A 24,803-nucleotide genomic window follows, 5' to 3' on the forward strand; every position below is an offset into this window, starting at 1 on the left:
CGCATCCCGGCCTTACCTCACCGCCAGGGCAGGGAGACAGCCATGGCCACCGCAGCCTTCGAAGACATCGCCGAAACCTTCGACTTCCTCGACGACTGGGAAGATCGCTACCGCCATGTCATCGAACTGGGCAAGGCGATGCCGCCCCTGGACGACAGCTTCAAGGTCCCGGCGCTCAAGGTCCAGGGCTGCGCCAGCCAGGTCTGGCTGCGGCCCATGATCGAAGATGGCCGCTTCGACTTTCAGGGCGACTCGGATGCGATGATCGTCCGCGGCCTGATCGCCGTCCTGCATGCGCTCTACTCCGGTGTCCCGCTGGCCGAGGTGGGCAAGATCGACGCCACCGCCGAACTCGGCCGCCTTGGCCTGAACGAACACCTCTCCAGCCAGCGCTCGAACGGCGTCCGCGCCATGGTTCAGCGCATCCGGGAAGAGGCCGCTAGCCGCGCGTAACGGTCACCCGGTCCGGGTAGAACGCCAGGTGGCCGGCAATTTCGGCTACATCATCCTTCGGCGTCTCGTAGGTCCAGACCGCATTGGCCAACATCCCGAAATCGCCCTTTATCGAATAGTAACTCGCCTTGCCCTTCCACGGGCATGAGGTCGCATGATCCGTTCGCACCAAGCGATCCATGTCGATATCCTCGCGCGGGACATAGATGACCGGAGGATAGGACCCCTCTTTCAACTCCAGCGCCTTGACGCTGGTCCCAAGCAGGGTCGAGCCCGCCATGACGGTCACCGGACCATTGACCGGGGTGATCTTGATGTGATCGGCCATCGATGCCTCCTCAGATCGGGGCGCAGGCGTCCTTCAGCCACTGCAAGGTAGCACCGGCAACCCGATTGCCAAGCTTTTCCAGCACTTCCGCGTGGTAGGCATCCAGCCAGCGCATCTCGCCCGGCGACAGCTCCTCGCGCAGGATCAGGCGGCGGTCGAAAGGAACGAAGGTCAGCGTCTCGAATGACATCTGCGCCCGGTTGTCGCCAAGCGCTGGGGCCTCCTGCACCACGATCAGGTTCTCCAGCCGGATTCCGAACGCCCCCTCGCGGTAATACCCCGGCTCGTTGGACAGGATCATCCCCGGCTCCAAAGGCACTTCGGAAATGCGGCTGATCCGCTGCGGCCCCTCATGCACCGACAGGAAAGCGCCCACGCCATGCCCGGTCCCGTGGTCGTAATCTTGCCCGGCGACCCAAAGGTTGAACCGCGCCAGCGCATCGATATCCCGCCCCGGCAGCCCCTTCGGAAACCGCACCCGGCTGATTGCGATCAGCCCCTGCAGGACCCGCGTATAGCACTCCCGCGCTTCCTGCCCCGGATCGCCAACCGCCACCGTACGGGTGATGTCCGTCGTCCCGTCCAGATACTGCGCGCCCGAATCGACCAGCAGCAGCTCATTCTGCTGCACGGGCCGGTTCGTCTCCTCCGTCACCCGGTAGTGCATGATCGCGCCATGCGGACCCGCGCCGCAGATCGTGTCAAAGCTGATGTCGTGCAGCGCATTCGTCGCCCGCCGGAACCCTTCCAGCGCCTGCACCACCGAAATCTCGGTCAGCCCGCCCGAAGGTGAGGCCTCGTCCAGCCAGCGCAGGAACTCCACCATCGCCGCGCCGTCGCGCAGATGCGCCTCCCGCGTCGCGGCGATCTCGGCGGCATTCTTGCAGGCCTTGGGCAGGCGGCAGGGATCATCGCCCCAGCTAACCTCCACTCCCGCGACCTTCAGGATGTCCGACACCGCCAGCGGCGCCTGGGCCTTGTCCACCCGCACCGGCCCGGTCAATCCTTTCAGCGCCTCGGCGAACCGTTCCACAGGATGCACCGCGACCTCCGGCCCGAGGTGATCGCGCACCGCCTGATCCAGCTTCTCCGGGTTCACGAACAGATCGACCCGCCCGTCGTCATGCAGCACGGCAAACCCATGCAGCACCGGGTTCTTCGGCACGTCGGCCCCCCGGACGTTCAGCAGCCAGCAGAGCGAATCCGGCAGCGTTACGACGGCAGCCTTCTGCCCCGCCTTCCGCAACCCCTCGGCCAGCCGAGCGCGCTTCGCCTCATGGCTTTCCCCGGCCAGTTCCACCGGATGGACGAAGGCCTTCCCGACAGGAGCCACAGGCTGATCCGGCCAGATCTCATCAACTGGGTTTTCGATGGCAAGCTCAAGCGTTACGCCCGTTCCTTCAAGTGCCGCTTGAAGTCGCGCGACCTCATCCGCCGTGTGCAGCCAGGGGTCAAACCCCACGCGACCCGAGGCCAGCTTCTCCTTGACCCACTCCCCCGGCTTCACTTCCGGCCACGGCACCGGCGTAAAGACCGAAAGGTCCACCTGGGCCTTCACCTGCGTCCGATATCGTCCATCGATGAAAACCCCCGCCACGTCCGGCAGCACGATGCAGAAGCCCGCCGAGCCGGTGAACCCGGTCAGCCACTGCAGTCGTTCATCCCGCGCCGCGACATATTCGCCCTGATGCACGTCCGACCGCGGCACGATGAAGCCCGCCAGCCCCAACGCCGCCAGCCGTTCCCGCAAAGCCACCAAGCGCGGAGGCCCCTGGTCAGGTGAGGCATGGCTCTCAAAGCTTTGAAACATAAGCCGCTTTCCCTTCGACAAGAATCCTTGGGGTGGGTCGGCGGCATCGCCACCGGTTCAAGAGGCCGCCGACCTGATGGCCTTCAGGCCAGAGGGGGGCAGACAGTCCCCTCAACCCGTCCGCCGCATCCCCAGCGCCCGCGCGCGCTTCTTCGGGTCCACCTCGAACAACGCCGCCAGCTGCTCGGTCATCGCGCCCGCCAACTGCTCGACATCGGTGATTGTCACCGCCCGCTGGTAGTACCGCGTCACGTCATGCCCGATCCCGATCGCGATCAGCTCCACCGCGCGCCGCCGTTCCACCATCGCGATCACGTCGCGCAGGTGTTTTTCCAGGTAATTCGCGGGGTTGACGGACAAGGTTGAATCGTCGACCGGCGCCCCGTCCGAGATCACCATCATGATCTTCCGCTGCTCGGGCCGCGCCAGCATCCGCCGATGCGCCCATTCCAGCGCCTCGCCGTCGATGTTTTCTTTCAACAGCCCCTCCTTCATCATCAGCCCCAGATTGGGCCGCACCCGCCGCCACGGAGCATCCCCTGACTTGTAGACGATGTGCCGCAGATCGTTCAGCCGCCCCGGCATCTGCGGGCGGCCCTGCGCCAGCCAACGTTCACGCGACTGCCCGCCCTTCCAGGCCCGCGTGGTGAAGCCCAGGATCTCCACCTTCACGTTGCACCGCTCCAACGTCCGCGCCAGCACGTCGGCGCAGATCGCCGCGATGGAGATCGGCCGCCCCCGCATGGAGCCTGAGTTGTCCAGCAGCAGTGTCACCACCGTATCGCGGAACTCGGTGTCCTTCTCCCACTTGAAACTCAACGGAGTCGTCGGGTTCGCCACCACCCGCGCCAGGCGCCCGGCGTCGAGGATGCCTTCCTCCTTGTCGAACTCCCAGCTGCGGTTCTGCTGCGCCTGCAAGCGGCGCTGCAGCTTGTTCGCCAGCCGCGACACCGCCCCCTTCAACGGCTCCAGCTGCTGGTCAAGGTAGGCCCGCAGCCGCTCCAGTTCCGCCGGTTCGGCCAGCTCCTCCGCCTTGATTTCCTCATCGAAATCAGTCGTATACACGACATAGTTCGGGTCTGCGTCCGAATGCGGGGCAGGCGGTGGCGGCTCCAGCGGCGCCTCGCCCTCGGGCAGCTCCGCCTCGTCACCCTGCTCCATGTCGGCGCTGTCTTCCATCGTGACCTGCGCCTGGGATTGGTCCTGCTGCTCCTCCTGCGAACGCTCCGGAGACGCCTCGGACTCATCCGACTCGTCCTGCTCCTCACCAGCGGAATCGGGCGAATCCTGATCCTCCTCCGCCTGATCGTCGCCCGCATCCTCCGGTGCGTCGGGGTCATCGCCCAACTGGTCACCATACCCAAGGTCGGCAATCACCTTCCGCGCCAGCCGCGCGAAGGCCGCCTGATCCGCCAGCACATGGTCAAGGTTCGACAGCGTCTCGCCCGCCTGCTCCTCAACGAATCCGCGCCAGAGGTCCGCCGCATGCTCGGCCGATTTCGGCAGCGCCCGCCCCGTCGCCATCTGCCGCACCAGATACCCCGCCGCGACCGGCAGGGGCACTTCGGACGCCGCCGTCACCTGGCCATAGCCCTTGCGGTCCGCCTCATGGCCGATCTTCGCGTCGATGTTCCCGGCCGTCCCCGGCATGTCGCGCGCGCCCACGGCCTCACACCGCGCGTTTTCCATCGCATCGTAGATGTCCCGCGCCAGGGGCCCGGTCGGTGCATAGCGCGCCGCCACCCCCTCGTCGTGATACCGCCGCCGCAGCGCGAAGGCATCCGCCGTCCCGCGTGCCAGCAGGACCTCGTCCCGCGTCATCCGGCGCGAGACTTGGGGCAGGCGGATGCCCTCCTTGTTCATCCCGGCGGGATCGACCGAATAGGTGACGGTCATCTCCGGGTCATCCGCCATCGTGCGGGTGGCCTCAGCCAGAGCTTTCTTGAACGGATCGGCGGGGTTGTCGGTGGGCTTGTTCATAGGGCTCAGCCTAGTGCGTCCAGCGACCGGCTTCCAGAGGCCAGATCGGCCAGAAGCGCCACATGCACGTCCAAAGCGTCGATCACCCGATACCGCGTTTCCTGTCCATCGAAGGCAAGGCCCAGGTCCGTTCCTGCCAGCACGACCGCCTCAGCGCCCTGATCGGCCAGCCGCTGCCCTGCCGCCAGAAGTGTGGCCCGCGACTCGGCATCGCAGACCCCAGCCACCGCCATGTCCTGATACAGTTGGCCAAGCCCCTCGATCTCGTCGTCGAGAGCGATGGCCCGCGTCTGCCGCAACTGGCCGAAAAGCTTCGTCCGCATCACTACGCGGGTCCCCAGAAGGCCGACGCAGGAAATACCCTCCGCGGCAAAGAACGCGTCCAGCGGCTCCACCGCCGACACCAGGGGCAGCGAAGACCGCGCCACCGTCTCGTCAAAGCAGAAGTGCCCGCCCAGCGACGTGATCGCCGCGCACTCCGCCCCCGCGGCCTTCAGCCGATCGATCAATCCGGCGTAGATCCCGGCCTGCGCCTCGCGGCAGTCGGCCAGGTTGTTGCGGATCAGCTCGTGAATATCGGCCTGCACGATGGTCAGCTCCAACCGCGCCTCCCGTTCCGCCATCGCTGCACAAAGCCGCTGGTAATAGACCACGGTCGCAGCCGGTCCGATGCCGCCGATCAATCCGATGTGCATGGCTCTCCTCCCCGAAGGACCCGACTAAAGCACTCCGCAATGGTCGCCACAAGCCGCCGTGCACCAGCGCACAGAACCGGCGCGGGATTGGAGAGTTGGCAGAGCCCGCATACAGGCCAGATAAGACAGGCAACGAACACCAACCCGCAAGGAACCAGACCCATGGCCAACCCGAAAATCGCGATCATCGTGTCGTCGACCCGCGCGACCCGTTTTGCCGACATCCCGACCGCCTGGATCAAGGCTCAGGCAGAAGCCCGCGGCGACATCGACGTTGAGGTCGTTGACCTGCGCGACCATCCGCTTCCGTTTTTCGCCGAAGTCGCGTCGAACGCCTGGGCGCCTTCGCAGGATTCTGCTGCCGTCGCCTGGCAGAAGAAGGTGGGCGAGTTTGACGGCTACATCTTCGTCGTCGCGGAATACAACCGCTCGATCACCGGAGCGCTGAAGAATGCTCTGGACCAGGCCTATGTGGAATGGGCCCGCAAGCCCTTCGGCGCCATCTCCTACGGTTCGATGGGCGGCGCCAACGCGCTGGGTCACCTGCAGAACATCGGCGTCGAGCTGCAGATGGTCCCGACCCGCAACAACGTCCGCATCGGCGGGTCCGACTTCTTCAAGGTCCACCCCGGCTTTGGCGGTTCGGGCAACCTTGGCGACATCGAAGCCGTGATTGCTCCCTCGGCGACCGCCATGCTGGATGACGTGGTCTGGTGGGCAAAGGCGACCAAAGCCGCGCGCGGCTAAGCCGTCAGCTCAGGATCATCGCACGACACTCGGCGGCCAGAGCTTCGGCTCTGGCCGCTGCCGTTTCCGCCAGCCGGGCATCGCGGGCAAAACGCGCCTGCTGCAACAGGCCCTTCTGCGCCACCTTGGCGTCGATCCGCCAGGCCATCACCTGCCGTCCCGAGCCCTGCGGCATCGAGGCCTCGATCAGCGACACGACGGCTGACAGCTCCTCTGCCGTCCGCTCCGACGCAGGCCCGTCGAACATCCACTGATCTTCCATCGTGGCCGAAAGCCGCCCCGCGCAGACCGCAAACTCACGCAGCAGGGGATCGGCCGCTCCGGGGGCCGTCGCAGCCCCGAGCACAAGGACGGCCAGAAAAGTTTCCAAACCGCGCGCCATTTCAGCATGAGGCTCTGAAAACCGCACTTTTTCAAGGCGGAATGAAAACTTCTGCGCAGCCCGAAAAGAAAAAGCCGCCCCGAAGGGCGGCCCATGATCCGACGTTGCTCCGGCTTACTTCATCGCCATGCTGGCGGCGCTCTCCGGCAGCTCTTCGTTGAAGCAACGCTGGTAGAACTCGGCCACGGTCTGCCGCTCCAACTCGTCGCACTTGTTCAGGAAGGTCAGCCGGAAGGCATAGCCGACGTTGCGGAAGATCTCGGCGTTCTGCGCCCAGTTCAGGACCGTCCGCGGCGACATCACCGTCGACAGGTCCCCGTTCATGAACGCGGTCCGCGTCAGGTCGGCGACCGTCACCATCTGGGAAATGGTCTTGCGGCCTTTCTCGGTGTTGTAATGCGCGTTCTTGGCCAGCACGATTGCCGTCTCGGCGTCATGCGACAGATAGTTCAGCGTCGCCACCAGCGACCAGCGGTCCATCTGCGCCTGGTTGATCTGCTGGACCCCGTGATAGAGGCCCGTCGTGTCCCCCAGACCCACCGTGTTCGACGTGGCGAACAGCCGGAAATAGGGGTTCGGCGTGATGATCTCGTTCTGGTCCAGAAGCGTCAGCTTGCCGTCATGCTCCAGCACACGCTGGATCACGAACATCACGTCCGCGCGACCCGCGTCATATTCGTCGAAGACGATGGCGACAGGGTTCCGCAACGCCCAGGGCAGGATGCCCTCGTGGAACTCGGTCACCTGCTTGCCGTCGCGCAGCTTGATCGCGTCCTTGCCGATCAGGTCGATCCGGCTGATGTGGCTGTCGAGGTTCACCCGCACGCAGGGCCAGTTCAGCCGCGCCGCCACTTGCTCGATATGGGTCGACTTCCCCGTCCCGTGATAGCCCTGGATCATCACTCGGCGGTTATAGGCAAAACCCGCCAGAATCGCCAAAGTCGTGTCCGGGTCGAACTTGTAGGTCGGGTCGATCTCCGGCACCCGGTCAGTGCGCTCGGTGAATCCCTTCACACGCATGTCGGTATCGATCCCGAACACATCGCGGACCGAGATTTCCTCGGTCGGTTTCATCACCTGATCCAGCATCGCCATAGTCCACCCAAAGTCGCCCGGCACCCCATTGCGCCGCACCCGGCCATCCTTGGAACATATCGCGAGGGGGTTCAAGGGGAAGGGGCGCTTCCCAATCGCGTGACCACGCAACTTCCCGCTTCGTCGCCGCGTATCTCTGCCCGTATCCTCGCGCGAAAGGAGCCCGCCCATGCACCGCCGCCTCTTCCTCGTCTCCCTGCTTGCCGCCCCGATGGCTCGGGCCGAGACTTTCGAGGTCACCCTGACCGAGGCCGAATGGCGCGACCGCCTGTCGAACCTCGCCTACCGCGTGCTGCGCGAAGAGGCGACCGAACGCCCGCACACCAGCCCGCTCAACGGCGAGACGCGCAAGGGCATCTACCACTGCGCCGGCTGCGATCTGCCTGCCTTCTCGTCCGACACCAAGTACGACAGCGGGACCGGCTGGCCTTCGTTCTGGAAGCCCCTGCCGAATGCCATCGCCACGAGGGAAGATGGCGGGATCTTCGGCGCCAGGACCGAAGTCCACTGCCGCCGCTGCGGCGGGCATTTCGGCCATGTGTTCAATGACGGCCCGCCGCCCACCGGCCTGCGCTACTGCATGAACGGGGTGTCGTTGGCCTTCAAACCGGCCTAGTCGCGGAAGTACCGGCTGTCCTTCAGCTGGTCCCAGGCCCAGACGACCTCCTGCAGCTGCTCCTCATGGGTGCGGTCGCCGCCGTTCATGTCGGGATGCAGAACCTTGATCAACCCCTTGTAGACCTTGCGAATCTCGGTCTTCGACATCGTGTCGCGGGCGTCCAGGATTTCGATCGCCTTCCGCTCTGTCGGTGGAAGCTTCCGCGTCGCGGCCGAGCTTGGGCGCCCCGGGTTCTGCGTCGCCTTCTCGCCCAGCAGGGCCATCGGATCGTTTACCCCCAGCCGTGCCCAGGCATTGCCGTCACCCTGACGGCTGAAGGGCTTCGTCTCGCGCTCCCAGACCCGGTCCTTGTCCAGGAACTTCTGGAACTCCTCGTCAGTGGTGCCCTGGAAGAAATTCCATTTCAGATTGTATTCGCGGATGTGGTCCTTGCAGAACCAGAAATACTCGTCCAGCTGGTCCGGCGACTTCGGCGCCCGGAATGCGGCCTTGTCCTTGCAGCCCGGATAGTCGCAGGGCCGGTCGGCGGTCTCGAACGCCCCCGACATGCCGCGCCGTCCGGCCGTCTTGCGCTTCTTCGCCGCCGCGGCGCTGATGTTGAACTCGAAAGGAGGACGACTGGACATGCTTCAGGGGCCTTTCCGACTCGGGCGCCCAAGTCTAAGGCTTTTCCCGGAAGTTGGAAGGGCAGGGGGTGCTGACATGGCCGTGAAGGACGAGATCGAGGACCGCCTGACCGCAGCCTTCCACCCGTCAGTGCTGGAGGTGGTGAACGAAAGCTACAAGCACGCAGGCCATGCCGGGGATGACGGCACCGGGGAAAGCCATTTCCACATCACCATCCGGGCGGAGGCCCTTGCCGCGATGAACCGCATTGCCCGCCATCGCGCGGTGCAAAAGGCGCTGGGGGAACTGAACCAGCGCATCCACGCCATCGCGCTGGACATCGGCTAGGGCGCCCTCACACCCCGCTGCTGTCACGCCCCTTGCGTCTCTCCTCCGCTCCAAATATGTTATATGATAACATAGCGCGAGGATGCCATGCCCGATAACCGCCTGCCAGTCACTGTCCTCTCCGGCTTTCTCGGTGCCGGAAAGACCACGCTTCTGAACCATGTCCTGAACAACCGCGACGGCCGCCGGGTCGCGGTAATCGTCAACGACATGTCCGAAGTAAACATCGACGCCGACCTCATTCGCGAAGGCGCCGATCTGTCCCGCACGCAGGAAAAGCTGGTCGAGATGACCAATGGCTGCATCTGCTGCACGCTGCGCGACGACCTTCTGACCGAAGTGCGCCGCCTCGCGGCGGAAGGCCGCTTCGACCACCTCCTGATCGAATCGACCGGGATCGCCGAACCGATGCCCGTCGCCGCGACCTTCGACTTCCGCGACGAAAATGGCATCAGCCTGTCCGACGTCGCGCGGCTTGACACGATGGTCACCGTGGTCGACGCGATCAACCTGCTGGGCGACTTCTCCAGCCACGATTTCCTGGCCGACCGCGGCGAAAGCCTGGGGGACGGGGACAGTCGCACCCTGGTCAACCTCCTGACCGACCAGATCGAATTCGCCAATGTGGTGATCCTGAACAAGGTCCGCGACGCAGGACCCGACCGCACGGACGCCGCCCGAAAGATCATCAAGGCGCTGAACCCGGACGCCCGCCTGATCAAGACCGACCATTCCCGCGTCGACCCGGACGACATCTTTGATACCAACCTCTTCGACTTTGACCGCGCCGCCGAACATCCGCTCTGGGCCAAGGAGTTGTATGGCTTTGCCCATCATACCCCCGAGACCGAGGAATACGGCATCACCTCTTTCGTCTACCGCGCCCGTGCCCCCTTTCACCCCGGTCGTATCCACGCCGTCCTGAACGGCGACCTCCCCGGCGTTATCCGCGCCAAGGGTCATTTCTGGCTGGCCACCAGACCCAACTGGGTGGCCGAGTTCTCGCTGGCTGGCGCCGTCTCCTCGGTGACGCCGCTCGGCGGCTGGTGGGCCTCGGTCCCAAAAGACCGCTGGCCGACCCACCCCGACGCCCTGCGCGAAGTCGCGTCAAAATGGCAGGACCCCTGGGGCGACCGGCGGCAGGAACTCGTCTTCATCGGCAGTGGAATGGACGAGGCCGCCCTTCGCTCCCGCCTTGACGCGGCCCTGGTCCCGGCTTCCTCTTTCTCGCCTGAAGCATGGACTGGCTTTTCCGATCCCTTCCCTGACTGGCGGCGACAGGCGGCATGACCTGCAACCTCGCCTCGCCCCGCGCCCGTTGGCGAAAGACGAACCCCATGGCCGCGCACGACCGGCTGCCCCCGGACCTTCGGGCCTGGGCCGCCGGGGCCGCACTGCCCTGGAGCACGACCTCGCTCCTCCGAATCTGGCAGCGCGCCTTGCGCGACACCGGTTGTCCGAAACAGGCCATCGCCCGCCTGACCCAGGCTGAAGCAAAAACCCTCCTCCGCGACGCGGCGGTGGTCTGGGGCCCCGCATACCCGGCTGACGATCTGACAGGTCCTCACTTGTGACGACCGTTGATCGCGGCAGAGGAAAGACCCTGCGCTAGTCGACTGCCGATCGGGCTGGCTTGCCCATGTGCCAAATACTCACTGGGGATTGGGGGGGCGAAGCGCCTCCAACATCCGAGGAGGAGGGCGAAGTCCCGACGACGAGACAAAAGGCTCGCGCGTCAGCGCTCCACCTGAAAACCGACCCAACCCACGCGAAATCCAGACGTTAAGAATCCCCTAACGCCCACGGGTAATCCGTTGATTTCAAACGTCCATCAGAGATTGTCCACCGTGGACACTACCCCGCCTTGACCCGCAGCCGCCAGGCATGGAGGAGAGGCTCGGTGTACCCCGAAGGCTGCTCCCGCCCCTTGAAGACCAGATCACACGCCGCCTGGAACGCCGCCCCCTGGAAGGCGGGGGCCATCGGCCGATACAAAGGATCGCCCGCATTCTGCCGGTCCACGACAGCGGCCATCTTCTTCATCGCCTCCATCACTTCGGCCTCTCTGACCACCCCATGATGCAGCCAGTTCGCGATGTGCTGGGCCGAGATCCGGCACGTCGCCCGGTCCTCCATGAGGCCCACATCATTCACATCCGGCACCTTCGAACAGCCCACCCCCTGGTCGATCCAGCGCACCACATAGCCCAGGATTCCTTGCGCGTTGTTCTCGACCTCCCGCACGACCTGAGCCCGGTTCCACGCCTGGAAGCTGGCCAGCGGAATATCCAGGATCCCGTCCACATGTGCCCGCCGACCCCCCTTCGCCAGCCGCGCCTGCACCGCGAAGACGTCGACCTTGTGGTAGTGCAGGGCATGCAAGGTCGCGGCGGTGGGGGACGGAACCCACGCCGTGTTCGCCCCCGCGCGGGGATGGGCGATCTTCTCGTCCAGCATCGCCGCCATCAGATCCGGCATCGCCCACATGCCCTTGCCGATCTGGGCTTTTCCCGACAGCCCGCATTCCAGCCCGATATCGACGTTCAGATTCTCATAGGCCGTGATCCAGGACTTCCGCTTGATGAAGTCCTTCCGGCTGAACGCGCCCGCTTCCATCGAGGTGTGGATCTCGTCCCCGGTCCGGTCCAGGAAGCCGGTGTTGATGAACGCGACCCGCCCCTTCGCGGCCCGGATGCATTCCTTCAGGTTCACGGACGTCCGCCGTTCCTCGTCCATGATCCCCAGCTTGACCGTGGCCTTGGGCAGACCCAAGACCTCCTCAACCCGCGCCATCACCGCGTCGGCAAAGGCCACTTCCTCGGGCCCGTGCATCTTCGGCTTCACCACATAGACCGACCCTAGGACCGAGTTCCGCATCCCCTCGATCTTCTTCAGGTCATGCAGCGCAATGGCCACCGTCACCATCGCGTCCATCAGCCCCTCAGGCACCTCGGACCCATCCGGCAGCAGGATCGCCGGGTTGGTCATCAGGTGGCCGACGTTCCGGATCCACATCAGCGCGCGGCCCTTCAGCGTGAACGGCGAGCCGTTCGGATCAAGATATTCCCGGTCCGCCGCCAGCCGCCGCTCGACCTTGCGGCCGCCCTTGTCGAAAACCTCGGACAGGTTGCCTTGCATCAGCCCCAGCCAGTTGCGATAGGCCCCGACCTTGTCCTCGGCATCCACGCAGGCGACCGAATCCTCGCAGTCCATGATCGCCGTCAGCGCGCTTTCCAGCTGGACGTCAGCCAGCAAAGCCTGATCGCGCGAGCCGATGAAATGCGCGCGGTCAAAGACCAGTTCGACATGCAGACCGTTGTTCCGCAGCAGCACCGCGTCCGGAGCCTTCGGGTTCCCCCGGTAGCCCGCAAACTTCTCTGGCTGCACCAGCGGCAAGTCGTCCACCAGAAGCGCTCCGTCCTTCACCACATAGCGGCGCACGTCGGCGTAGCTGGTCCCGGCAATCGGAAACGCCTCGTCCAGGAACACCCGTGCCCGGGCGATGACCCGCGCGCCACGACCCCGTTCATAGCCGCCGGAAGGGGGCAGGGACCCCATCGCATCGGTCCCGTAGAGGCAGTCATACAGACTGCCCCACCGCGCATTCGCCGCGTTCAGGGCGTAGCGGGCGTTGGTGACCGGGACTACCAACTGCGGGCCGGGAACCTTGGCGACCTCGGGGTCGACGTTCGTCGTCTCGATCGTAAAGGCCGGGCCTTCCGGCAGCAGATAGCCGATCTCGGCGAGAAAGGCCTTGTAGGCCGTATGGTCATGCGGCTGACCGCGGCGGGCGATGTGCCAGGCGTCGATCTTCGCCTGCAGATCGTCCCGCTTGTACAACAGCGCCCGGTTCTGCGGGGCAAAGTCCGCGAGCAGCCCCGCCAGCCCCGACCAGAAGGTCCCGGCCTCGATCCCCGTTCCGGGCAGCGCCTCGTTCTCGACAAAGCGGGCCAGCACCGCATCCACCTTTAGCCCCGCACGATCCAGACGCTCGGTCATCTCTGTCTCCCATGCGCCCCGCAGGGCTTTGTATGCTGTCGCACACAATAGGGCAGGGGGCGGGGCTGGGCAAAGAAAAGCAGACCCGAAATTTCAAACAGGGCCGAAAATCACTTGTCGTGAAAAACGGAAGATAAAAAACTTTGCCGACTGGCTAAGTTTTTCTTTCCCGCGCCAGCAAAGGGTGTATAGTTAGCAATATGGCTAAGCATGATCCCCAACTGGACCTTCTGTTCCACGCGCTGTCGGACCCGACCCGGCGCATGATGCTGAATCGGCTAGCCAAGGGTCCAGCCCCGGTCACGGAACTGGCCGGACCATCGGGCTTCAAACTCCCCACCATCCTGCGCCACCTCTCGGTGCTGGAGGAGGCGGGGCTGGTTGCCACCCAGAAGGACGGGCGTGTCCGGTCCTGCGCCTTCCAGCCCGCGGCCTTGCGGCCGATGACCGAGTGGTTGGACGAGCAGCGCAAGGTCTGGGAGGCGCGGCTGGACCGGCTGGATGACTATGTAATGAACCTCATGAAGGAGCGCGAGAAATGACAGTTGACTATGACCCCGAGCTTGACCTCGTCCTGACCCGTGAGGTGAATGCCCCGCGCGAGATCCTGTACATGTGCTGGACCACGCCCGAGCACCTGGTCCACTGGTTCGTCCCGAAGCCGCACAAGGTGACGGCCTGCGAACTGGACGTCCGCGTCGGCGGCAAATGCAACACGACCTTCAACGTCGAAGGCAACGAGATGCAGAACAACGGCGTGTATCTGGAAGTGGTGCCGAACGAAAAGCTTGTGTTCACGGACGCTTACACCGAAGGCTGGAAGCCCGCGCCCGAACCCTTCATGACCGCGATCCTGACGTTCGAGGACATCGGCAACGGCCGCACCAAGTACACAGCCATTGCCCGGCACCGAAACGCCGACACCGCCAAGGCGCACAAGGACATGGGGTTCTACGACGGCTGGGGCACCGTGGTCACCCAGCTGGAAGAATACGCCCAAGGCCTGAAGAAATGAGCCGCGATCTGCAATCCAACCGTTTCGCGACCCTGACCTTCGAGCGCAAGGTCGCGGCCCCGCTGGCAACGCTTTACGCCGCCTGGACCGCGCCCGCGGCACGGGCGGTCTGGGCGCCGCCCGCGCCGGGTGTGGTGGTGGAGTTTCTGGAGGCCGACAGCCGGGTCGGCGGGCGTGAGGTTTCCCTGTGCAAGGTCGCGGGACAGCCGGACATCCGGGTCGAGGCTGGCTGGCTTGACCTTGTGTCCGATGCGCGCAGCGTCGGCTATGAGGTCGTCTCCTCGGGCGGCGAACGCAAATCGGCAGCGCTGGTCACGGCCGAGTTTTCGGGCAACGCAGAAGCCAGCCGGATTGCCGTGACGGTCCAGCTTGCCTCGTTGGCCGAGGATATGGCCGACGGCTACCGGCAGGGCTTTACCGCCGGGGTCGCAAACCTTGCCGGTGTGGCGGAACGCACGATGCTGCTTCAGCGGGTCATCAAGGCGCCCGTGGCCACGGTCTGGGGTGCCTGGATGAACGCCGAGAGCCTGCCGAAATGGTGGGGGCCGGAAGGGTATTCCTGCCGCACCTCCCGCATCGACCTGCGGGCCGGGGGCGAATGGGTGTTCGACATGATCGGGCCGGACGGCACGGTCTATCCGAACCACCACCGCTATGGCTCGGTGATCCCGGAAACCCGGCTGGACTACACGCTGCACTGGGGCGAGAATGGCCCGAAGCATGCGGACGCCTGGGCCATGTTCGAGGATGAGGGCGGGGCAACTAAGGTGACCCTTGGCATGGTGATGGCCACCGCCAAGGAATACAACGACGCCAAGGGGTTCGGCGCGGTCGAGCTTGGCCTGCAGACACTGGGCAAACTGGCGCGGTCCATCGGCGCCGAATAGGGTCAGCTGGGCTGGTTCAGTTCGTCGGCGCCCCGCCTTCCGCCTTGCGCTTTGCGACGAAAGCCTCCAGAGCCTCCAACGTGCCGGGGTCGATGGGCGGGGCCTCGTAATTGGCCAGCAGGTCCTTCCAGATCCGGTTGGCGCGGGCAGGGGCCTCTTGCGACCCCCGCGCCAGCCAGGTTGGATAGTTGTCCCAGTTCGACAGCATCGGCGGGTGAAACGCCGTTTCATACATTGCCATCGTCTGTGCCGTGCCGAAGAAATGCCCGCCGACCCCGGCCTCGGCGATGGCGTCCAGCGACAGGGCATCGTCCGTGACAGCGATGGGCTGGAAATAGGCCTGCATCATGCCCAGCATCTCGGCATCAAGGATCAGCTTTTCGAAACTGGCGGTGAGCCCACCATGCATCCAGCCCGCGCCATGGATCACCAGATGCGCCCCACCCATCAGACAGCCCCACAGCGACATCATCGATTCGTAGGCCGCCTGCGCGTCCAGCGCATTCGCCGCCGTGGTGTTGGACGACCGGAACGGGACGCCAATCCGCCGGGCAAGCTGACCTGACGCCTGCGCGGCCTTGGCGTATTCCGGCGTGCCGAAGGCCGGGGCCCCGGTCTTCATGTCGACATTAGAGGTGAACCCGCCATACATCACCGGCACCCCCGGCCGCACGATCTGGGTCAGCGCCACGCCGAACATCGCCTCGGCATGCTGCAAGACCAGTGCCCCGGCCAGAGACACCGGGGCCATCGCGCCCGCCAGCGTGAAGGGTGTGACGATGGCCACCTGACCGTGTTCGGCCAAGGCGATCAACCCCTGGCTCATCGGATCGTCCAGTTGCCGGGGCGAGTTGGTGTTGATCACCCCCATCATCATCGGCTGGCGCGCGAGGTCGTCCAGGCTCCACCCCATTGCAAGGGCAGCCATCTGGATGCCGTCCATCGTGCGCTCTGTCCCCAGCGCGTTCAGGTTCCAGCTTTTGTCGAGGAGCGTGCACTGCGAAAGGTAAAGGTCCAGATGCCGGGAATTGGCGGGCAGGTCCATAGGTTCCAGCGGACCGCCGGATTCCTGCTGGATCACGTTCAGGCGTTGGCAGAGCCGCAGGAAATCCTGCATGTCCTGCAAGGTCCCGTCCCGGCGGCCGCGGTCAAGGTCCATCACATAGGCCGGACCGCCGACGGACGAGAAGACCATGTCACTCCCACCAAAGCGCAGGTCCTTGGCGCGGTTGCGGGCGGCGATGGTGAAGCTGCGCGGAACGGTTGCAAGGCAGGTCTCGATCAGGCCGGGATCGGGGTAGACCATCATTCCATCAATCCGCGCCCCTGCACGGCGAAAAAGGTCCAGCGCCCGGCCGTTCAACACGCGCATCCCCTGTTCGGCCAGAAGCCTAAGGGCGGCCTGGTGGATCGCCTCGACATGATCCTCGGACAGCACCCGGATCGGATCGTAGACGCGCGGCACCTGGCCGAAGGGCGGCTGCGGGATGGCATTCGGCGTGCGGACCGGGCGGCGCTGGCGCATCAGGGCGTCCTTTCCGGGGGCAGTTCCCGACGCGGGGGCAGGTCTGGCTCGCCCAGAAGGCGGGCAAAGCGATGGGCGGAATAGACCGCATCGGCGATGGAGGATGGGGTGAGGCAATCGCCAATCCGGGTGGCCGCGATCCCGGCCCCGGCAATGTCGTCCGACAGGGCGCTGTCCGGCAGGCGCCCGGTGGCAAGGATCAGCGTTCCGCAGGGCAGCGCCTCGTCCCGCCCGGTATAGACGCAGGACAGGGCAGCCACGCCATCGCTGTTCGATTTCAAAGACTTGAGCGCGTGGATCACCACCCCCGTCTCGATCAACCGGGCCTGCAGGAAATCCTGCTCGTTCGTCATCACGCTCCAGGATGAGGCAACGGCGGCCGTGGTCACATAGTGAACTTCGTGCCCTTTCGCCGCCAACCTTTCGGCCAAGGCCCCGGCCATGAAGTAATGCTCGTCGTCATAGATCACCACCGGACCCGCGATCTTCGCCCCGGCAAAGACATCGTCCGGCGTCAGGGCCAGCGGGAACTCTCCCGGCCGGACCGAATAGACGCCGACCCCATCCCGCCGCCAATGCGACCCCGTCGCCAGCACCACACGATCGGCCCCGAACTCGGCCACATCCGCCGCAGTCATCCGGCTGGCCGGGAACAGTTCCACATTCGGAAGCTTGCCGATCATGTGCAGTCGCCAGTCCCGGACCCGGGTCCAAGTCTGCAGCCCCGGCAATGTCGCCTCACGCAGCAGCCGCCCGCCGAACTGATCCGACGCCTCGGCCAAGGACACCTCCAGCCCCCGGCGCCCCAAGGTCAGCGCCGCCTCCAGTCCCGCTGGACCGCCGCCGATCACCAGCGCCTTTTCGCGTTTCGGATAGACGGCAATCCGCTCCGGATGCCAGCCGCGCCGCCATTCCTCACCCATCGTCGGGTTCTGGGTGCAGCGCAGACCCACGCCCTCATTGTTCGCCGCCCGGCAGATGTTGCAGCCGATGCATTCGCGGATCTCATCCTCACGCCCCTCGCGGATCTTCGCGGGCAGGAACGGATCGGCGATGGAGGGCCGGGCCGCCCCGATGAAATCCTGCACCCTCCGCTTGATCTGGCTGACCATCCGGTCGGGCGAAGTAAACCGCCCCACCGACACCACCGGCTTTGTTGTCAGCGACTTCACGAAGGCAACGTTCTCCTCCTGAAACCCTTCCGCGGAAAACCGCGCCGACCGTGAGTCATTGCCCAAGGCCCCCGCGACGTTCACATCCCAAAGGTCCGGCAGCTCTGCCAGCATCTCGATGACCTCGCGGCCCTCGCCTTCCGACGTGATCCCCTCCGGCCCGTGCAACTCGTCCACCGCCAGCCGCACCGCCACGGCGCAGGTGTCGCCGACGGCCTCTTTCGTGTCCTCGATCATCTCGCGCAGCAGCCGCACCCGGTTCTCCAGGCTGCCCCCATAGGCATCAATCCGGTGATTGGTGCGGCGGGACAGGAACTGGAAGGGCAGGTAGTCGTGCCCCGCATAGACATAGACGATGTCGAACCCGGCCCGCTTTGCGCGCATCGCGGCATCCCGCTGCCAGACCCGGAAGGCCTTGATATCGCTTGCATCCATCGCCCGCGCCGTCGCGGGCAGGTGGTAAAGCGCCGGCTGCACAACCGGCGCGATCCCCGGCACCCGCGTCATCCGGTTCGAGGCATGAGCGCCACCGTGCCACAGCTCGATCCCGGCCAGTGAGCCGTGCGCGTGGATCGCCTCCGCCGTCAGCGCAAGCGGCGCGATGTCGCCGTCATCCCACAGCGTCAGGAATGCGTAGGGGCTGTCGTCGGACGAAGGATGGATCGAACAATACTCTGTGCAGACCACCCCCCAACCGCCTTCCGCCTTCACCCCGCGCAACGCCGCGCCGGATTGGGGACGCTGCCAGCCGAAGCCTGTCGCATGCGGCGTCTGGTAGAACCTATTGAGGGCGGTGACCGGACCGATGCGGACAGGCTCGAACAGGATGTCGTAGCGCGGATCGCGGGGCATCGGGGGGCCTTCTTTTCTGATCGGACAGTAGGGTCCGGGGCGAACAGGCGTCAAGCGGCGCGCAGAGTCGCGTCAGAAGGGCAAGGTCAGCTGAGCCGAGGCCGGTTTGCGGACCGGACGTCGCCCCTCGCGGTTCCCGGCCCGGCTGGCGTGACGCTGGACGAAACCAGCAGCCACCTCGGCAAAGCCTGTGCTGCGGCGGGCCGTCCAAATCCGATCCCGCGCCTCCCGCGCCGCCGAGGCGATGTCGATGATCGGCTCGGGGTAGCGGTGCCCCAGAAGCCGCCGTGCCTCGGGCCAAAGCCAGGGCTCTTGCAGGAACGCATCTGGCACCGCGCCCAGTTCCGGCAGCCAACGGCGGGTGAAGACCCCCGTGGGGTCCTGATCCAGCCCCTGCTTCACCGGATTGTAGATGCGCGGAATGTTGATCCCTGTCGTCCCCGACTGCATCTGCACCTGTGGCCAATGGATGCCAGGTTCATAGTCGGTGAACATCCGCGCCAGATGCGCCCCCGTCGCCCGCCAGTCGAGCCAGAGGTGATAGGACGCGACCGAAATCACCATCGCCCGCATCCGGAAGTTCAGCCAGCCGGTCGCCCGCAGATAGCGCATGCAGGCGTCCAGAAACGGCAGCCCGGTCTCGCCATTTTCCCAGGCCGAAAGCCGGGTCGCGTCCACCTCACGCGGCCGGGTCACCGCGATGGGATGCAAGTCCCGGGTTTCGATGGACGGTTGATCCTCCAGCTTCTGAATGAAGTGGTCCCGCCAGGCCAGCCGCGACTGGAAACTGGAAAGCGACCCGCCCCACTTGCCCCCCGGCCGGTCGGACTGTCGCACAGCCGTCGCCTGCACCACCTCGCGGATCGACAGCGTGCCAAGGGCGAAATGCGGCGACAGCCGCGAACAGGCGCGTTCGGCGGTCAGGGGGGATGACATGGCGACCCGATACGGCTCTCCCCGACGCGACAGGAAAGAGTCTACCAGCTCCAGACCGCGCGCCCGTCCGCCCAACTGCCGGTGCGGGCAGGGGTCCGGGGCAAGTTTCAAGGCGCGGGCCGAGGGAATCAGACCCGGCTCCACCCCTTCGACCGCACGAAGGGCGGGGGTGGGCAGCGCCGGCTGGCCCATGAACCCGTCCCGGCTGGCGGCCCAGATGTCCCGTGTCGGCAAGCGGCGCACGACCCCCGATTGCGGGACCTCGGTCCACTCGATCCCCTCAGACCGCGCCCAGGCCGCCACCCGCCGGTCGCGCGCGTAGGTCCAGAGGTTCCCCGTCTCCTCATGGCTGACGATCCGGGTGATTGCGTGCCGCTTGCACAGCCCCGCCAGCACCGTCACCGCATCGCCAACGCGCACTACCAATGGCGCGCCGATCCACGCCATTTGTTCCCGAAGGTCCACCAGCGACTCGGCCACGACCTCCCACTGCCGGGACGAGGCATCGGGCTGCAACCACAGCTCCGGCTCTACCACATAGACGGGCAGCACCGACCCAATCCCCGCCGCCAGCACCAGCGCCGGGTGGTCGTGGACACGCAGGTCGCGCTTGAACCAGACGAGAACATTCATGGAACATAGATGTAGCCGCCAGCGCAGATTCGTAAAGCGGCAAAAGACTGTTACCTGCCTCCCCCTTGCGTCGCGCCCCATTCCCCGTAGCTTCGGGCCAAAGGGAGCCCCGCATGTCCGAGCAGAAGACTGTCTACCTGGCCGATTACCAGCCGTATTCCCATGTCGTCGACAGCGTGGACCTGACCTTCCGCCTGCATCCCACGGCAACCCGAGTGCTTGCCCGGCTGAGCCTGCGCCCCAATCCCGAACGCAAGGACCGCAATCACCTCCGCCTCGATGGCGAGGGGGTGAAGCTCGTTTCCTGCAGTCTGGATGGCCAACCCATCACGCCGACGGTCGACGCCCAGTCCCTGACCATTGCGGCCCACGAGCTGCCGAACGCCCCCTTCATTCTGGAAACCGAAGTCGAGATCGCGCCCGAGGCCAATACCGCGCTGGAAGGCCTCTACATGTCGAACGGCATGTACTGCACCCAGTGCGAGGCCGAGGGCTTTCGCAAGATCACCTACTACCCCGACCGCCCCGATGTGATGTCCCGCTTCAAGGTGCGGATCGAATCCGACCTGCCGGTGCTTTTGTCGAACGGCAACCCGACCGGGCAGGGGCCGGGCTGGGCCGAATGGGACGACCCTTGGCCGAAGCCTGCCTATCTGTTTGCCCTCGTCGCGGGCGACCTTCGTGCCCATTCAGCGAAGTTCGCCACCGCTTCGGGTCGCCCGGTCGACCTTAACATCTGGGTCCGCCCGGGGGACGAGGACCGCTGCGCCTATGCGATGGACAGCCTCATCCGCTCGATGAAGTGGGACGAACAGGCCTACGGCCGCGAATACGATCTGGACGTCTTCAACATCGTCGCCGTTGACGACTTCAACATGGGTGCGATGGAGAACAAGGGGCTGAATATCTTCAACTCCCGCTATGTTCTTGCGTCCCCGGAAACCGCGACCGACGACGACTATGCCCGGATCGAGGCCATCGTCGCGCATGAGTACTTCCACAACTGGACCGGCAACCGGATCACCTGCCGCGACTGGTTCCAGCTTTGCCTGAAGGAAGGGCTGACTGTCTATCGCGACCATCAGTTCAGTGGCGACATGCGCTCCGCCGCCGTTCGCCGGATCGAGGATGTCGCCGTCCTGCGCAGCCGCCAGTTCCGCGAGGACAACGGTCCGCTTGCCCACCCCGTCCGCCCGGAAAGCTTTATCGAGATCAATAACTTCTACACCGCCACCGTCTACGAGAAGGGGGCAGAGGTTATCGGGATGCTCAAGTCTCTGGTGGGAGAGACCGGCTACAAGCGCGCCCTTGACCTTTACTTCGACCGCCACGACGGCGATGCCGCCACCATCGAGGATTGGCTGAAGGTCTTCGAAGATGTCACCGGCCGCGACCTGTCGCAGTTCAAGCTCTGGTATTCGGAAGCGGGCACCCCGCGCCTCAAGGTCACGGAAAACTGGGACAATGGTGTCTACACGCTGACCTTCACCCAGACGAACCCGCCCACTCCCGGCCAACCGGAAAAGCAGCCGAAGGTCATCCCGATCAAGGTCGGACTGCTGAACCCCAACGGCGACGAGATCGTGCCGACGATCATGCTGGAAATGACACGCCCCAGGCAGTCCTTCCGCTTTGAAGGCCTTGCCACAAAGCCCGTCCCCTCGATCCTGCGCGGCTTCTCGGCCCCTGTGATCCTTGACCGCAAGGCCCCGGCGACCGAGCGTGCCTTCCTTCTGGCCCATGACACCGACCCCTTCAACAAATGGGAGGCTGGCCGGGCTCTGGCGAAAGAGGTCCTTGCCGACATGGTGCTGAAGGCGGCCCCGGTCAGCACGAACTGGCTGGATGCGGTTGCCGCGGTGACGTTCGACGAAACGCTTGACCCGGCGTTCCGTGCGCTCTGCCTGCGCCTGCCCGGCGAAGACGACATGGCGCAGACCATTCATGCCATGGGCCGCATCCCCGATCCTGCAAAGATCCACGCTGCGCGTCGCGAAATGGGTGGGGCACTTGCGATCCGCCTGGGCGACGGATTGTCGCGTCTTTACAAGGACCTGGACGACAATGCTCCGTTCTCGCCATCGGCGGCGCAGGCGGGCAGGCGGGCCTTGAAGATTGCCGCCCTTGGCCTTCTGTCGCGCCGTGACGGCGGCAAGCTTGCCGCTTCGGCCTTCGCCCGCGCCCGCAGCATGACCGAGGAGATCGGCGCTCTGGCGGCGCTTCTGGATGTGCAGCAAGGCCAGTCGGAACTTGTCACCTTTGCCGCGCGCTGGGGCCGTGACGCGAACGTGATGGACAAGTGGTATGCACTGCAGATCGGTTACGCCGACCCGGCCGAGGCCGCAGCCGTGACCGCAAGGCTGATCGAGACCCCGGGCTTCGACTGGAAGAACCCCAACCGCTTCCGCAGCGCGATCGGGGCGTTTGCGGCCAACCACGCGGCTTTCCACCACCGGTCGGGGGCGGGCTATAGACTTGTCGCCGACTGGCTTCTGAAGCTTGACCCGTTGAACCCTCAGACCGCCGCCCGCGTCTCGACCGCCTTCGAGACCTGGCCACGCTATGACGCCGCCCGGCGCAAGCTGGCCAGAGGCGAGCTGGGCCGGATGCTTGATACTCCCGGCCTCAGCGGCGACCTGAGCGAGATGGTCGAACGAATGCTTGCTGCGGGGTAGGACAGGGATAGGGCGGTCACGTCCACGGGGCGACCGAAGGGACTAATTCCTTCAACGAAAGAAGGGCTTGGACCCAGAATCCTGGCACTGTCGGAAACGGCCCGTCCGGGCCGATCAACCCGGTCTCAGGCCTTGCAATAGGGCTGCGCGCTGGTCCAGGCCGACATGGCCGACCGCTTTTCGCTGCTGCGCAAGGGCGCCCAGTCCCGCCCGATGCCACGATTCCCGCCGCCTGCAACCATTCCGTCCTTGGCCACCTGGGTCGACATGATCTCGACCGCGCATTCCAGGTTCGCCTCGCCATCCTTCAGCGCCACGACCGAGGTCGCCTCACAGCCGTAGTTCAGCGCCGACCGGGGCGAGATCTGCATCAGACCGATCCACCGCCCGCCACCGCCCGAAGCGGCCGGATTCCAGGTGCTTTCGTACTTTGCCACCGCCGACAGAAGCCCCGCCCAGAAGGCGCGCCGCTCGTCGACCGAGGCATCCATATAGCCTGGACACCAGGTTTCGATGTCCGCCGGCACCTTTTCTGACAGGACCTGATCCTTGGTTGACAGGGCGACCAGGGTTGATTCGGTCCACTCCGGGCCTTCCGGGTGGTGGTCCCACTGCATGGGCGGCGCAACAAAGGACATCTCGTCCGCCGGCTTGGTGTTCACACACGCCGACAGCGAAGCCGCTGCAAACATTCCCATAATCCCGCGTTTCATCATGGCGGTGTCACCCGAAAATCACTGCATTTCCCTTTTTTCGCCCTGATCCGGGATCACGGTTTGGCCAACGGCAGGCAAAACCTGCCCGGAGAGCGAGTCGATGCTAGTTACACCGTCACTTATGCATGTGAAAACCCGTGCGGGCCGCAGTCAGCAAGAAGACGCCTTGGCCCTTCGCGCGGACAGTGCCGCTTCTGCTGTCATGCCGGACGGGCTTGCGGCCGATCAGGTGCTGTCGCGCATCGATGCTCCGGTCCTGCGGGTCGGGGCCGAGAAGACCGAATGGCAGTGCGTGCGTGACGATCACGCGGCGATGGCCGCGGCGGGGGAATGGGCCGACCTTCTCGAAGCGTTGCGCTACACCGACCAGGAACGCGTCATGGCCTCGGGCGGCCACCGTGTCGCCCCGCTGATCAGCGATGGCATGCGCGCCGCGCTGACCGGCGCGATCAACCGTCAGGACTGGTCCGCCGCCCAGGCCGAGCTTGCGGCGCTGGAAGTCCTGCATGAACGCAACCCCGAAGACTATTGCGCGGCCCAGGTCGTGGCCCAGGGTCACATCGACCTTGCCCTCGCGCGCGGCCGTTCCGCGCCGCAAGGCCAGATCTCGCGCGACCTCTTGGCCGAGGGCGCGGCCCATTTCGACCGGGCCGAGGCGCTGGTCAACCAGTTCGACCCGATCGAGGAAATGTCGCCGCTTCTCGCCGCGACCCGTTACGCACTTCTGCCCGGGATCGAGGATGGCGGCTCGGTCTGCCGTGAATGGTATCAGGACTGGGTCGACCTCGACCCCGAGGATGCGGCCGCTCATGCTGCCCATGCCGTGAACATGATGCCCGGCTGGAACGGCTCGCTGTCCGGTTTCGAACGCGAAGCCCGCCGCGCCGTCCGGATGACCGAGGCTGTGACCGGCAAGGCCGCCTATGCCGTCTACCATATCACTGCGGCCGATCTTCTGGGCGATCTGTCCCCCACAGTCGACCTCGAATACTTCTGCGAGGCGCTGGCCGACTACCAGACCGCCACCGGCTGCCAGCACCGTGCCAACGTGGCGGCCCATCTTCTCAGCAACATCGCGCTGGAATTCCGCCGCGACGCCTCGACCTCGGCCTACCAGCTGACCAAGGTGCGCGCGGCGCTGTCCGACGTCCTGTGGAACCGGCTGCGCGAGATTCAGATGGATTGCTGGACCCGTGGCACCGACAGTCTCGCCTTCGCGATGGCCGAAGTCTTCGGCCCCGCCCTGAAACGTGGCGCGCGTATCGTGCGGCGCGGCGACGGCCTTGGTACTCTGGTCCGCCGGACCTGATCCCAAGTCCTGACCTCTTGC

General features: G+C 65.4%; 23 protein-coding genes. 11 read left to right on the forward strand and 12 right to left on the reverse strand.

Features of this window, described 5'->3' with window-relative positions; translation table 11 throughout:
• The first annotated feature begins 42 nt into the window (after positions 1-42).
• Complete coding sequence (locus E8M84_RS19830; RefSeq protein WP_137112976.1) at positions 43-453, forward strand: SufE family protein; 411 nt, start codon at positions 43-45, stop codon at positions 451-453.
• Here E8M84_RS19830 and E8M84_RS19835 read toward each other — a convergent pair.
• The 4 genes from E8M84_RS19835 to E8M84_RS19850 all read right to left on the reverse strand — a co-directional run bounded on the left by E8M84_RS19835 (position 440) and on the right by E8M84_RS19850 (position 5,266).
• Positions 440-781, reverse strand: coding sequence for a DUF427 domain-containing protein (locus E8M84_RS19835; RefSeq protein ID WP_137112977.1), 342 nt, complete (start codon positions 779-781; stop codon positions 440-442). The two genes, E8M84_RS19830 and E8M84_RS19835, sit on opposite strands and share 14 nt — an antisense overlap.
• A 10-nt stretch (positions 782-791) precedes the next feature.
• On the reverse strand, positions 792-2,591 hold the full coding sequence (locus E8M84_RS19840; protein ID WP_137112978.1) for an aminopeptidase P family protein: 1,800 nt from the start codon (positions 2,589-2,591) through the stop codon (positions 792-794).
• A 111-nt stretch (positions 2,592-2,702) separates the two neighbouring features.
• A complete protein-coding gene (gene cobT, locus E8M84_RS19845) occupies positions 2,703-4,571 on the reverse strand; it encodes a cobaltochelatase subunit CobT (RefSeq protein WP_137112979.1) in 1,869 nt (622 codons plus the stop codon).
• A gap of 5 nt (positions 4,572-4,576) precedes the next feature.
• Positions 4,577-5,266 (reverse strand): aspartate/glutamate racemase family protein, encoded by a 690-nt coding sequence (locus tag E8M84_RS19850; RefSeq protein WP_137112980.1) that lies wholly within the window; start codon positions 5,264-5,266, stop codon positions 4,577-4,579.
• 162 nt (positions 5,267-5,428) lie between these two features.
• Between E8M84_RS19850 and E8M84_RS19855 the strand changes: the two genes are divergently transcribed.
• A complete protein-coding gene (locus E8M84_RS19855; protein WP_137112981.1) occupies positions 5,429-6,013 on the forward strand; it encodes an NADPH-dependent FMN reductase in 585 nt (194 codons plus the stop codon).
• 4 nt (positions 6,014-6,017) lie between these two features.
• Here E8M84_RS19855 and E8M84_RS19860 read toward each other — a convergent pair whose 3' ends face one another.
• Entirely contained in the window at positions 6,018-6,395 is a 378-nt protein-coding gene (locus E8M84_RS19860) for a hypothetical protein (RefSeq protein WP_137112982.1), read from the reverse strand.
• 114 nt (positions 6,396-6,509) lie between these two features.
• A complete protein-coding gene (cobS, locus tag E8M84_RS19865) occupies positions 6,510-7,484 on the reverse strand; it encodes a cobaltochelatase subunit CobS (RefSeq protein WP_137113020.1) in 975 nt (324 codons plus the stop codon).
• A gap of 175 nt (positions 7,485-7,659) precedes the next feature.
• Here cobS and msrB point away from each other — a divergent pair, with 175 nt between their 5' ends.
• Entirely contained in the window at positions 7,660-8,106 is a 447-nt protein-coding gene (msrB, locus tag E8M84_RS19870; protein ID WP_137112983.1) for a peptide-methionine (R)-S-oxide reductase MsrB, read from the forward strand.
• On the opposite strand, the gene E8M84_RS19875 is transcribed toward msrB, so the two are convergent.
• Positions 8,103-8,735 (reverse strand): J domain-containing protein, encoded by a 633-nt coding sequence (locus E8M84_RS19875; RefSeq protein ID WP_137112984.1) that lies wholly within the window; start codon positions 8,733-8,735, stop codon positions 8,103-8,105. The two genes, msrB and E8M84_RS19875, sit on opposite strands and share 4 nt — an antisense overlap.
• A gap of 76 nt (positions 8,736-8,811) precedes the next feature.
• Between E8M84_RS19875 and E8M84_RS19880 the strand changes: the two genes are divergently transcribed.
• The 3 genes from E8M84_RS19880 to E8M84_RS19890 all read left to right on the forward strand — a co-directional run bounded on the left by E8M84_RS19880 (position 8,812) and on the right by E8M84_RS19890 (position 10,637).
• Positions 8,812-9,063, forward strand: coding sequence for a BolA family transcriptional regulator (locus tag E8M84_RS19880; RefSeq protein ID WP_137112985.1), 252 nt, complete (start codon positions 8,812-8,814; stop codon positions 9,061-9,063).
• A gap of 87 nt (positions 9,064-9,150) precedes the next feature.
• Positions 9,151-10,353, forward strand: coding sequence for a GTP-binding protein (locus E8M84_RS19885; RefSeq protein ID WP_137112986.1), 1,203 nt, complete (start codon positions 9,151-9,153; stop codon positions 10,351-10,353).
• Positions 10,350-10,637: a DUF6525 family protein gene (locus E8M84_RS19890; RefSeq protein ID WP_137112987.1), complete on the forward strand. Its 288-nt coding sequence runs from the start codon at positions 10,350-10,352 to the stop codon at positions 10,635-10,637. The genes E8M84_RS19885 and E8M84_RS19890 overlap by 4 nt, the downstream gene beginning before the upstream one ends.
• Positions 10,638-10,917: 280 nt before the next feature.
• On the opposite strand, the gene E8M84_RS19895 is transcribed toward E8M84_RS19890, so the two are convergent.
• Positions 10,918-13,062 carry a malate synthase G gene (locus E8M84_RS19895; RefSeq protein ID WP_137112988.1) on the reverse strand — a complete coding sequence of 715 codons (2,145 nt, stop codon included), beginning with the start codon at positions 13,060-13,062 and terminating at the stop codon, positions 10,918-10,920.
• Positions 13,063-13,262: 200 nt separating this feature from the next.
• Between E8M84_RS19895 and E8M84_RS19900 the strand changes: the two genes are divergently transcribed.
• The 3 genes from E8M84_RS19900 to E8M84_RS19910 are packed head-to-tail and all read left to right on the forward strand — an operon-like array spanning position 13,263 to position 14,964.
• Positions 13,263-13,604, forward strand: a complete 342-nt coding sequence (locus E8M84_RS19900; protein ID WP_137112989.1) for a helix-turn-helix transcriptional regulator — start codon at positions 13,263-13,265, stop codon at positions 13,602-13,604.
• Entirely contained in the window at positions 13,601-14,077 is a 477-nt protein-coding gene (locus E8M84_RS19905) for an SRPBCC family protein (protein ID WP_137112990.1), read from the forward strand. Before E8M84_RS19900 ends, E8M84_RS19905 begins: the two co-directional genes overlap by 4 nt.
• Complete coding sequence (locus tag E8M84_RS19910; protein WP_137112991.1) at positions 14,074-14,964, forward strand: SRPBCC domain-containing protein; 891 nt, start codon at positions 14,074-14,076, stop codon at positions 14,962-14,964. The genes E8M84_RS19905 and E8M84_RS19910 overlap by 4 nt, the downstream gene beginning before the upstream one ends.
• Before the next feature lie 16 nt (positions 14,965-14,980).
• Here E8M84_RS19910 and E8M84_RS19915 read toward each other — a convergent pair whose 3' ends face one another.
• The 3 genes from E8M84_RS19915 to E8M84_RS19925 all read right to left on the reverse strand — a co-directional run bounded on the left by E8M84_RS19915 (position 14,981) and on the right by E8M84_RS19925 (position 20,082).
• Complete coding sequence (locus E8M84_RS19915; RefSeq protein ID WP_137112992.1) at positions 14,981-16,489, reverse strand: trimethylamine methyltransferase family protein; 1,509 nt, start codon at positions 16,487-16,489, stop codon at positions 14,981-14,983.
• The gene (locus E8M84_RS19920) at positions 16,489-18,513 is read right to left on the reverse strand and encodes an FAD-dependent oxidoreductase (RefSeq protein WP_137112993.1); all 2,025 of its coding nucleotides are present in this window, start codon (positions 18,511-18,513) and stop codon (positions 16,489-16,491) included. The genes E8M84_RS19915 and E8M84_RS19920 overlap by 1 nt, the downstream gene beginning before the upstream one ends.
• 72 nt (positions 18,514-18,585) lie before the next feature.
• Positions 18,586-20,082, reverse strand: a complete 1,497-nt coding sequence (locus E8M84_RS19925) for an FAD-binding domain-containing protein (protein ID WP_137112994.1) — start codon at positions 20,080-20,082, stop codon at positions 18,586-18,588.
• Between the two features lie 113 nt (positions 20,083-20,195).
• Between E8M84_RS19925 and pepN the strand changes: the two genes are divergently transcribed.
• On the forward strand, positions 20,196-22,757 hold the full coding sequence (gene pepN, locus E8M84_RS19930; protein WP_137112995.1) for an aminopeptidase N: 2,562 nt from the start codon (positions 20,196-20,198) through the stop codon (positions 22,755-22,757).
• Positions 22,758-22,882: 125 nt separating this feature from the next.
• On the opposite strand, the gene E8M84_RS19935 is transcribed toward pepN, so the two are convergent.
• Positions 22,883-23,395, reverse strand: a complete 513-nt coding sequence (locus tag E8M84_RS19935; RefSeq protein ID WP_394347440.1) for a transglycosylase SLT domain-containing protein — start codon at positions 23,393-23,395, stop codon at positions 22,883-22,885.
• 280 nt (positions 23,396-23,675) lie between these two features.
• On the opposite strand from E8M84_RS19935, the gene E8M84_RS19940 reads away from it, so the two are divergent.
• Positions 23,676-24,782, forward strand: coding sequence for a hypothetical protein (locus E8M84_RS19940; RefSeq protein ID WP_137112997.1), 1,107 nt, complete (start codon positions 23,676-23,678; stop codon positions 24,780-24,782).
• Positions 24,783-24,803: the final 21 nt, after the last annotated feature.

The sequence above is a fragment of the Rhodobacter sp. SY28-1 genome, assembly GCF_005222785.1.
In the GTDB taxonomy this organism is placed as follows: Bacteria; Pseudomonadota; Alphaproteobacteria; order Rhodobacterales; family Rhodobacteraceae; genus Tabrizicola.

What these genes read in the sequence shown, in the direction of transcription:
- E8M84_RS19830 (WP_137112976.1), top strand. Translation starts at nt 43, where the DNA reads ATGGCCACCGCAGCCTTCGAAGACATCGCCGAAACCTTCGACTTCCTC.
- E8M84_RS19835 (WP_137112977.1), bottom strand. Translation starts at nt 781, where the DNA reads ATGGCCGATCACATCAAGATCACCCCGGTCAATGGTCCGGTGACCGTC.
- E8M84_RS19840 (WP_137112978.1), bottom strand. Translation starts at nt 2,591, where the DNA reads ATGTTTCAAAGCTTTGAGAGCCATGCCTCACCTGACCAGGGGCCTCCG.
- cobT (WP_137112979.1), bottom strand. Translation starts at nt 4,571, where the DNA reads ATGAACAAGCCCACCGACAACCCCGCCGATCCGTTCAAGAAAGCTCTG.
- E8M84_RS19850 (WP_137112980.1), bottom strand. Translation starts at nt 5,266, where the DNA reads ATGCACATCGGATTGATCGGCGGCATCGGACCGGCTGCGACCGTGGTC.
- E8M84_RS19855 (WP_137112981.1), top strand. Translation starts at nt 5,429, where the DNA reads ATGGCCAACCCGAAAATCGCGATCATCGTGTCGTCGACCCGCGCGACC.
- E8M84_RS19860 (WP_137112982.1), bottom strand. Translation starts at nt 6,395, where the DNA reads ATGGCGCGCGGTTTGGAAACTTTTCTGGCCGTCCTTGTGCTCGGGGCT.
- cobS (WP_137113020.1), bottom strand. Translation starts at nt 7,484, where the DNA reads ATGCTGGATCAGGTGATGAAACCGACCGAGGAAATCTCGGTCCGCGAT.
- msrB (WP_137112983.1), top strand. Translation starts at nt 7,660, where the DNA reads ATGCACCGCCGCCTCTTCCTCGTCTCCCTGCTTGCCGCCCCGATGGCT.
- E8M84_RS19875 (WP_137112984.1), bottom strand. Translation starts at nt 8,735, where the DNA reads ATGTCCAGTCGTCCTCCTTTCGAGTTCAACATCAGCGCCGCGGCGGCG.
- E8M84_RS19880 (WP_137112985.1), top strand. Translation starts at nt 8,812, where the DNA reads ATGGCCGTGAAGGACGAGATCGAGGACCGCCTGACCGCAGCCTTCCAC.
- E8M84_RS19885 (WP_137112986.1), top strand. Translation starts at nt 9,151, where the DNA reads ATGCCCGATAACCGCCTGCCAGTCACTGTCCTCTCCGGCTTTCTCGGT.
- E8M84_RS19890 (WP_137112987.1), top strand. Translation starts at nt 10,350, where the DNA reads ATGACCTGCAACCTCGCCTCGCCCCGCGCCCGTTGGCGAAAGACGAAC.
- E8M84_RS19895 (WP_137112988.1), bottom strand. Translation starts at nt 13,062, where the DNA reads ATGACCGAGCGTCTGGATCGTGCGGGGCTAAAGGTGGATGCGGTGCTG.
- E8M84_RS19900 (WP_137112989.1), top strand. Translation starts at nt 13,263, where the DNA reads ATGGCTAAGCATGATCCCCAACTGGACCTTCTGTTCCACGCGCTGTCG.
- E8M84_RS19905 (WP_137112990.1), top strand. Translation starts at nt 13,601, where the DNA reads ATGACAGTTGACTATGACCCCGAGCTTGACCTCGTCCTGACCCGTGAG.
- E8M84_RS19910 (WP_137112991.1), top strand. Translation starts at nt 14,074, where the DNA reads ATGAGCCGCGATCTGCAATCCAACCGTTTCGCGACCCTGACCTTCGAG.
- E8M84_RS19915 (WP_137112992.1), bottom strand. Translation starts at nt 16,489, where the DNA reads ATGCGCCAGCGCCGCCCGGTCCGCACGCCGAATGCCATCCCGCAGCCG.
- E8M84_RS19920 (WP_137112993.1), bottom strand. Translation starts at nt 18,513, where the DNA reads ATGCCCCGCGATCCGCGCTACGACATCCTGTTCGAGCCTGTCCGCATC.
- E8M84_RS19925 (WP_137112994.1), bottom strand. Translation starts at nt 20,082, where the DNA reads ATGAATGTTCTCGTCTGGTTCAAGCGCGACCTGCGTGTCCACGACCAC.
- pepN (WP_137112995.1), top strand. Translation starts at nt 20,196, where the DNA reads ATGTCCGAGCAGAAGACTGTCTACCTGGCCGATTACCAGCCGTATTCC.
- E8M84_RS19935 (WP_394347440.1), bottom strand. Translation starts at nt 23,395, where the DNA reads ATGTCCTTTGTTGCGCCGCCCATGCAGTGGGACCACCACCCGGAAGGC.
- E8M84_RS19940 (WP_137112997.1), top strand. Translation starts at nt 23,676, where the DNA reads ATGCCGGACGGGCTTGCGGCCGATCAGGTGCTGTCGCGCATCGATGCT.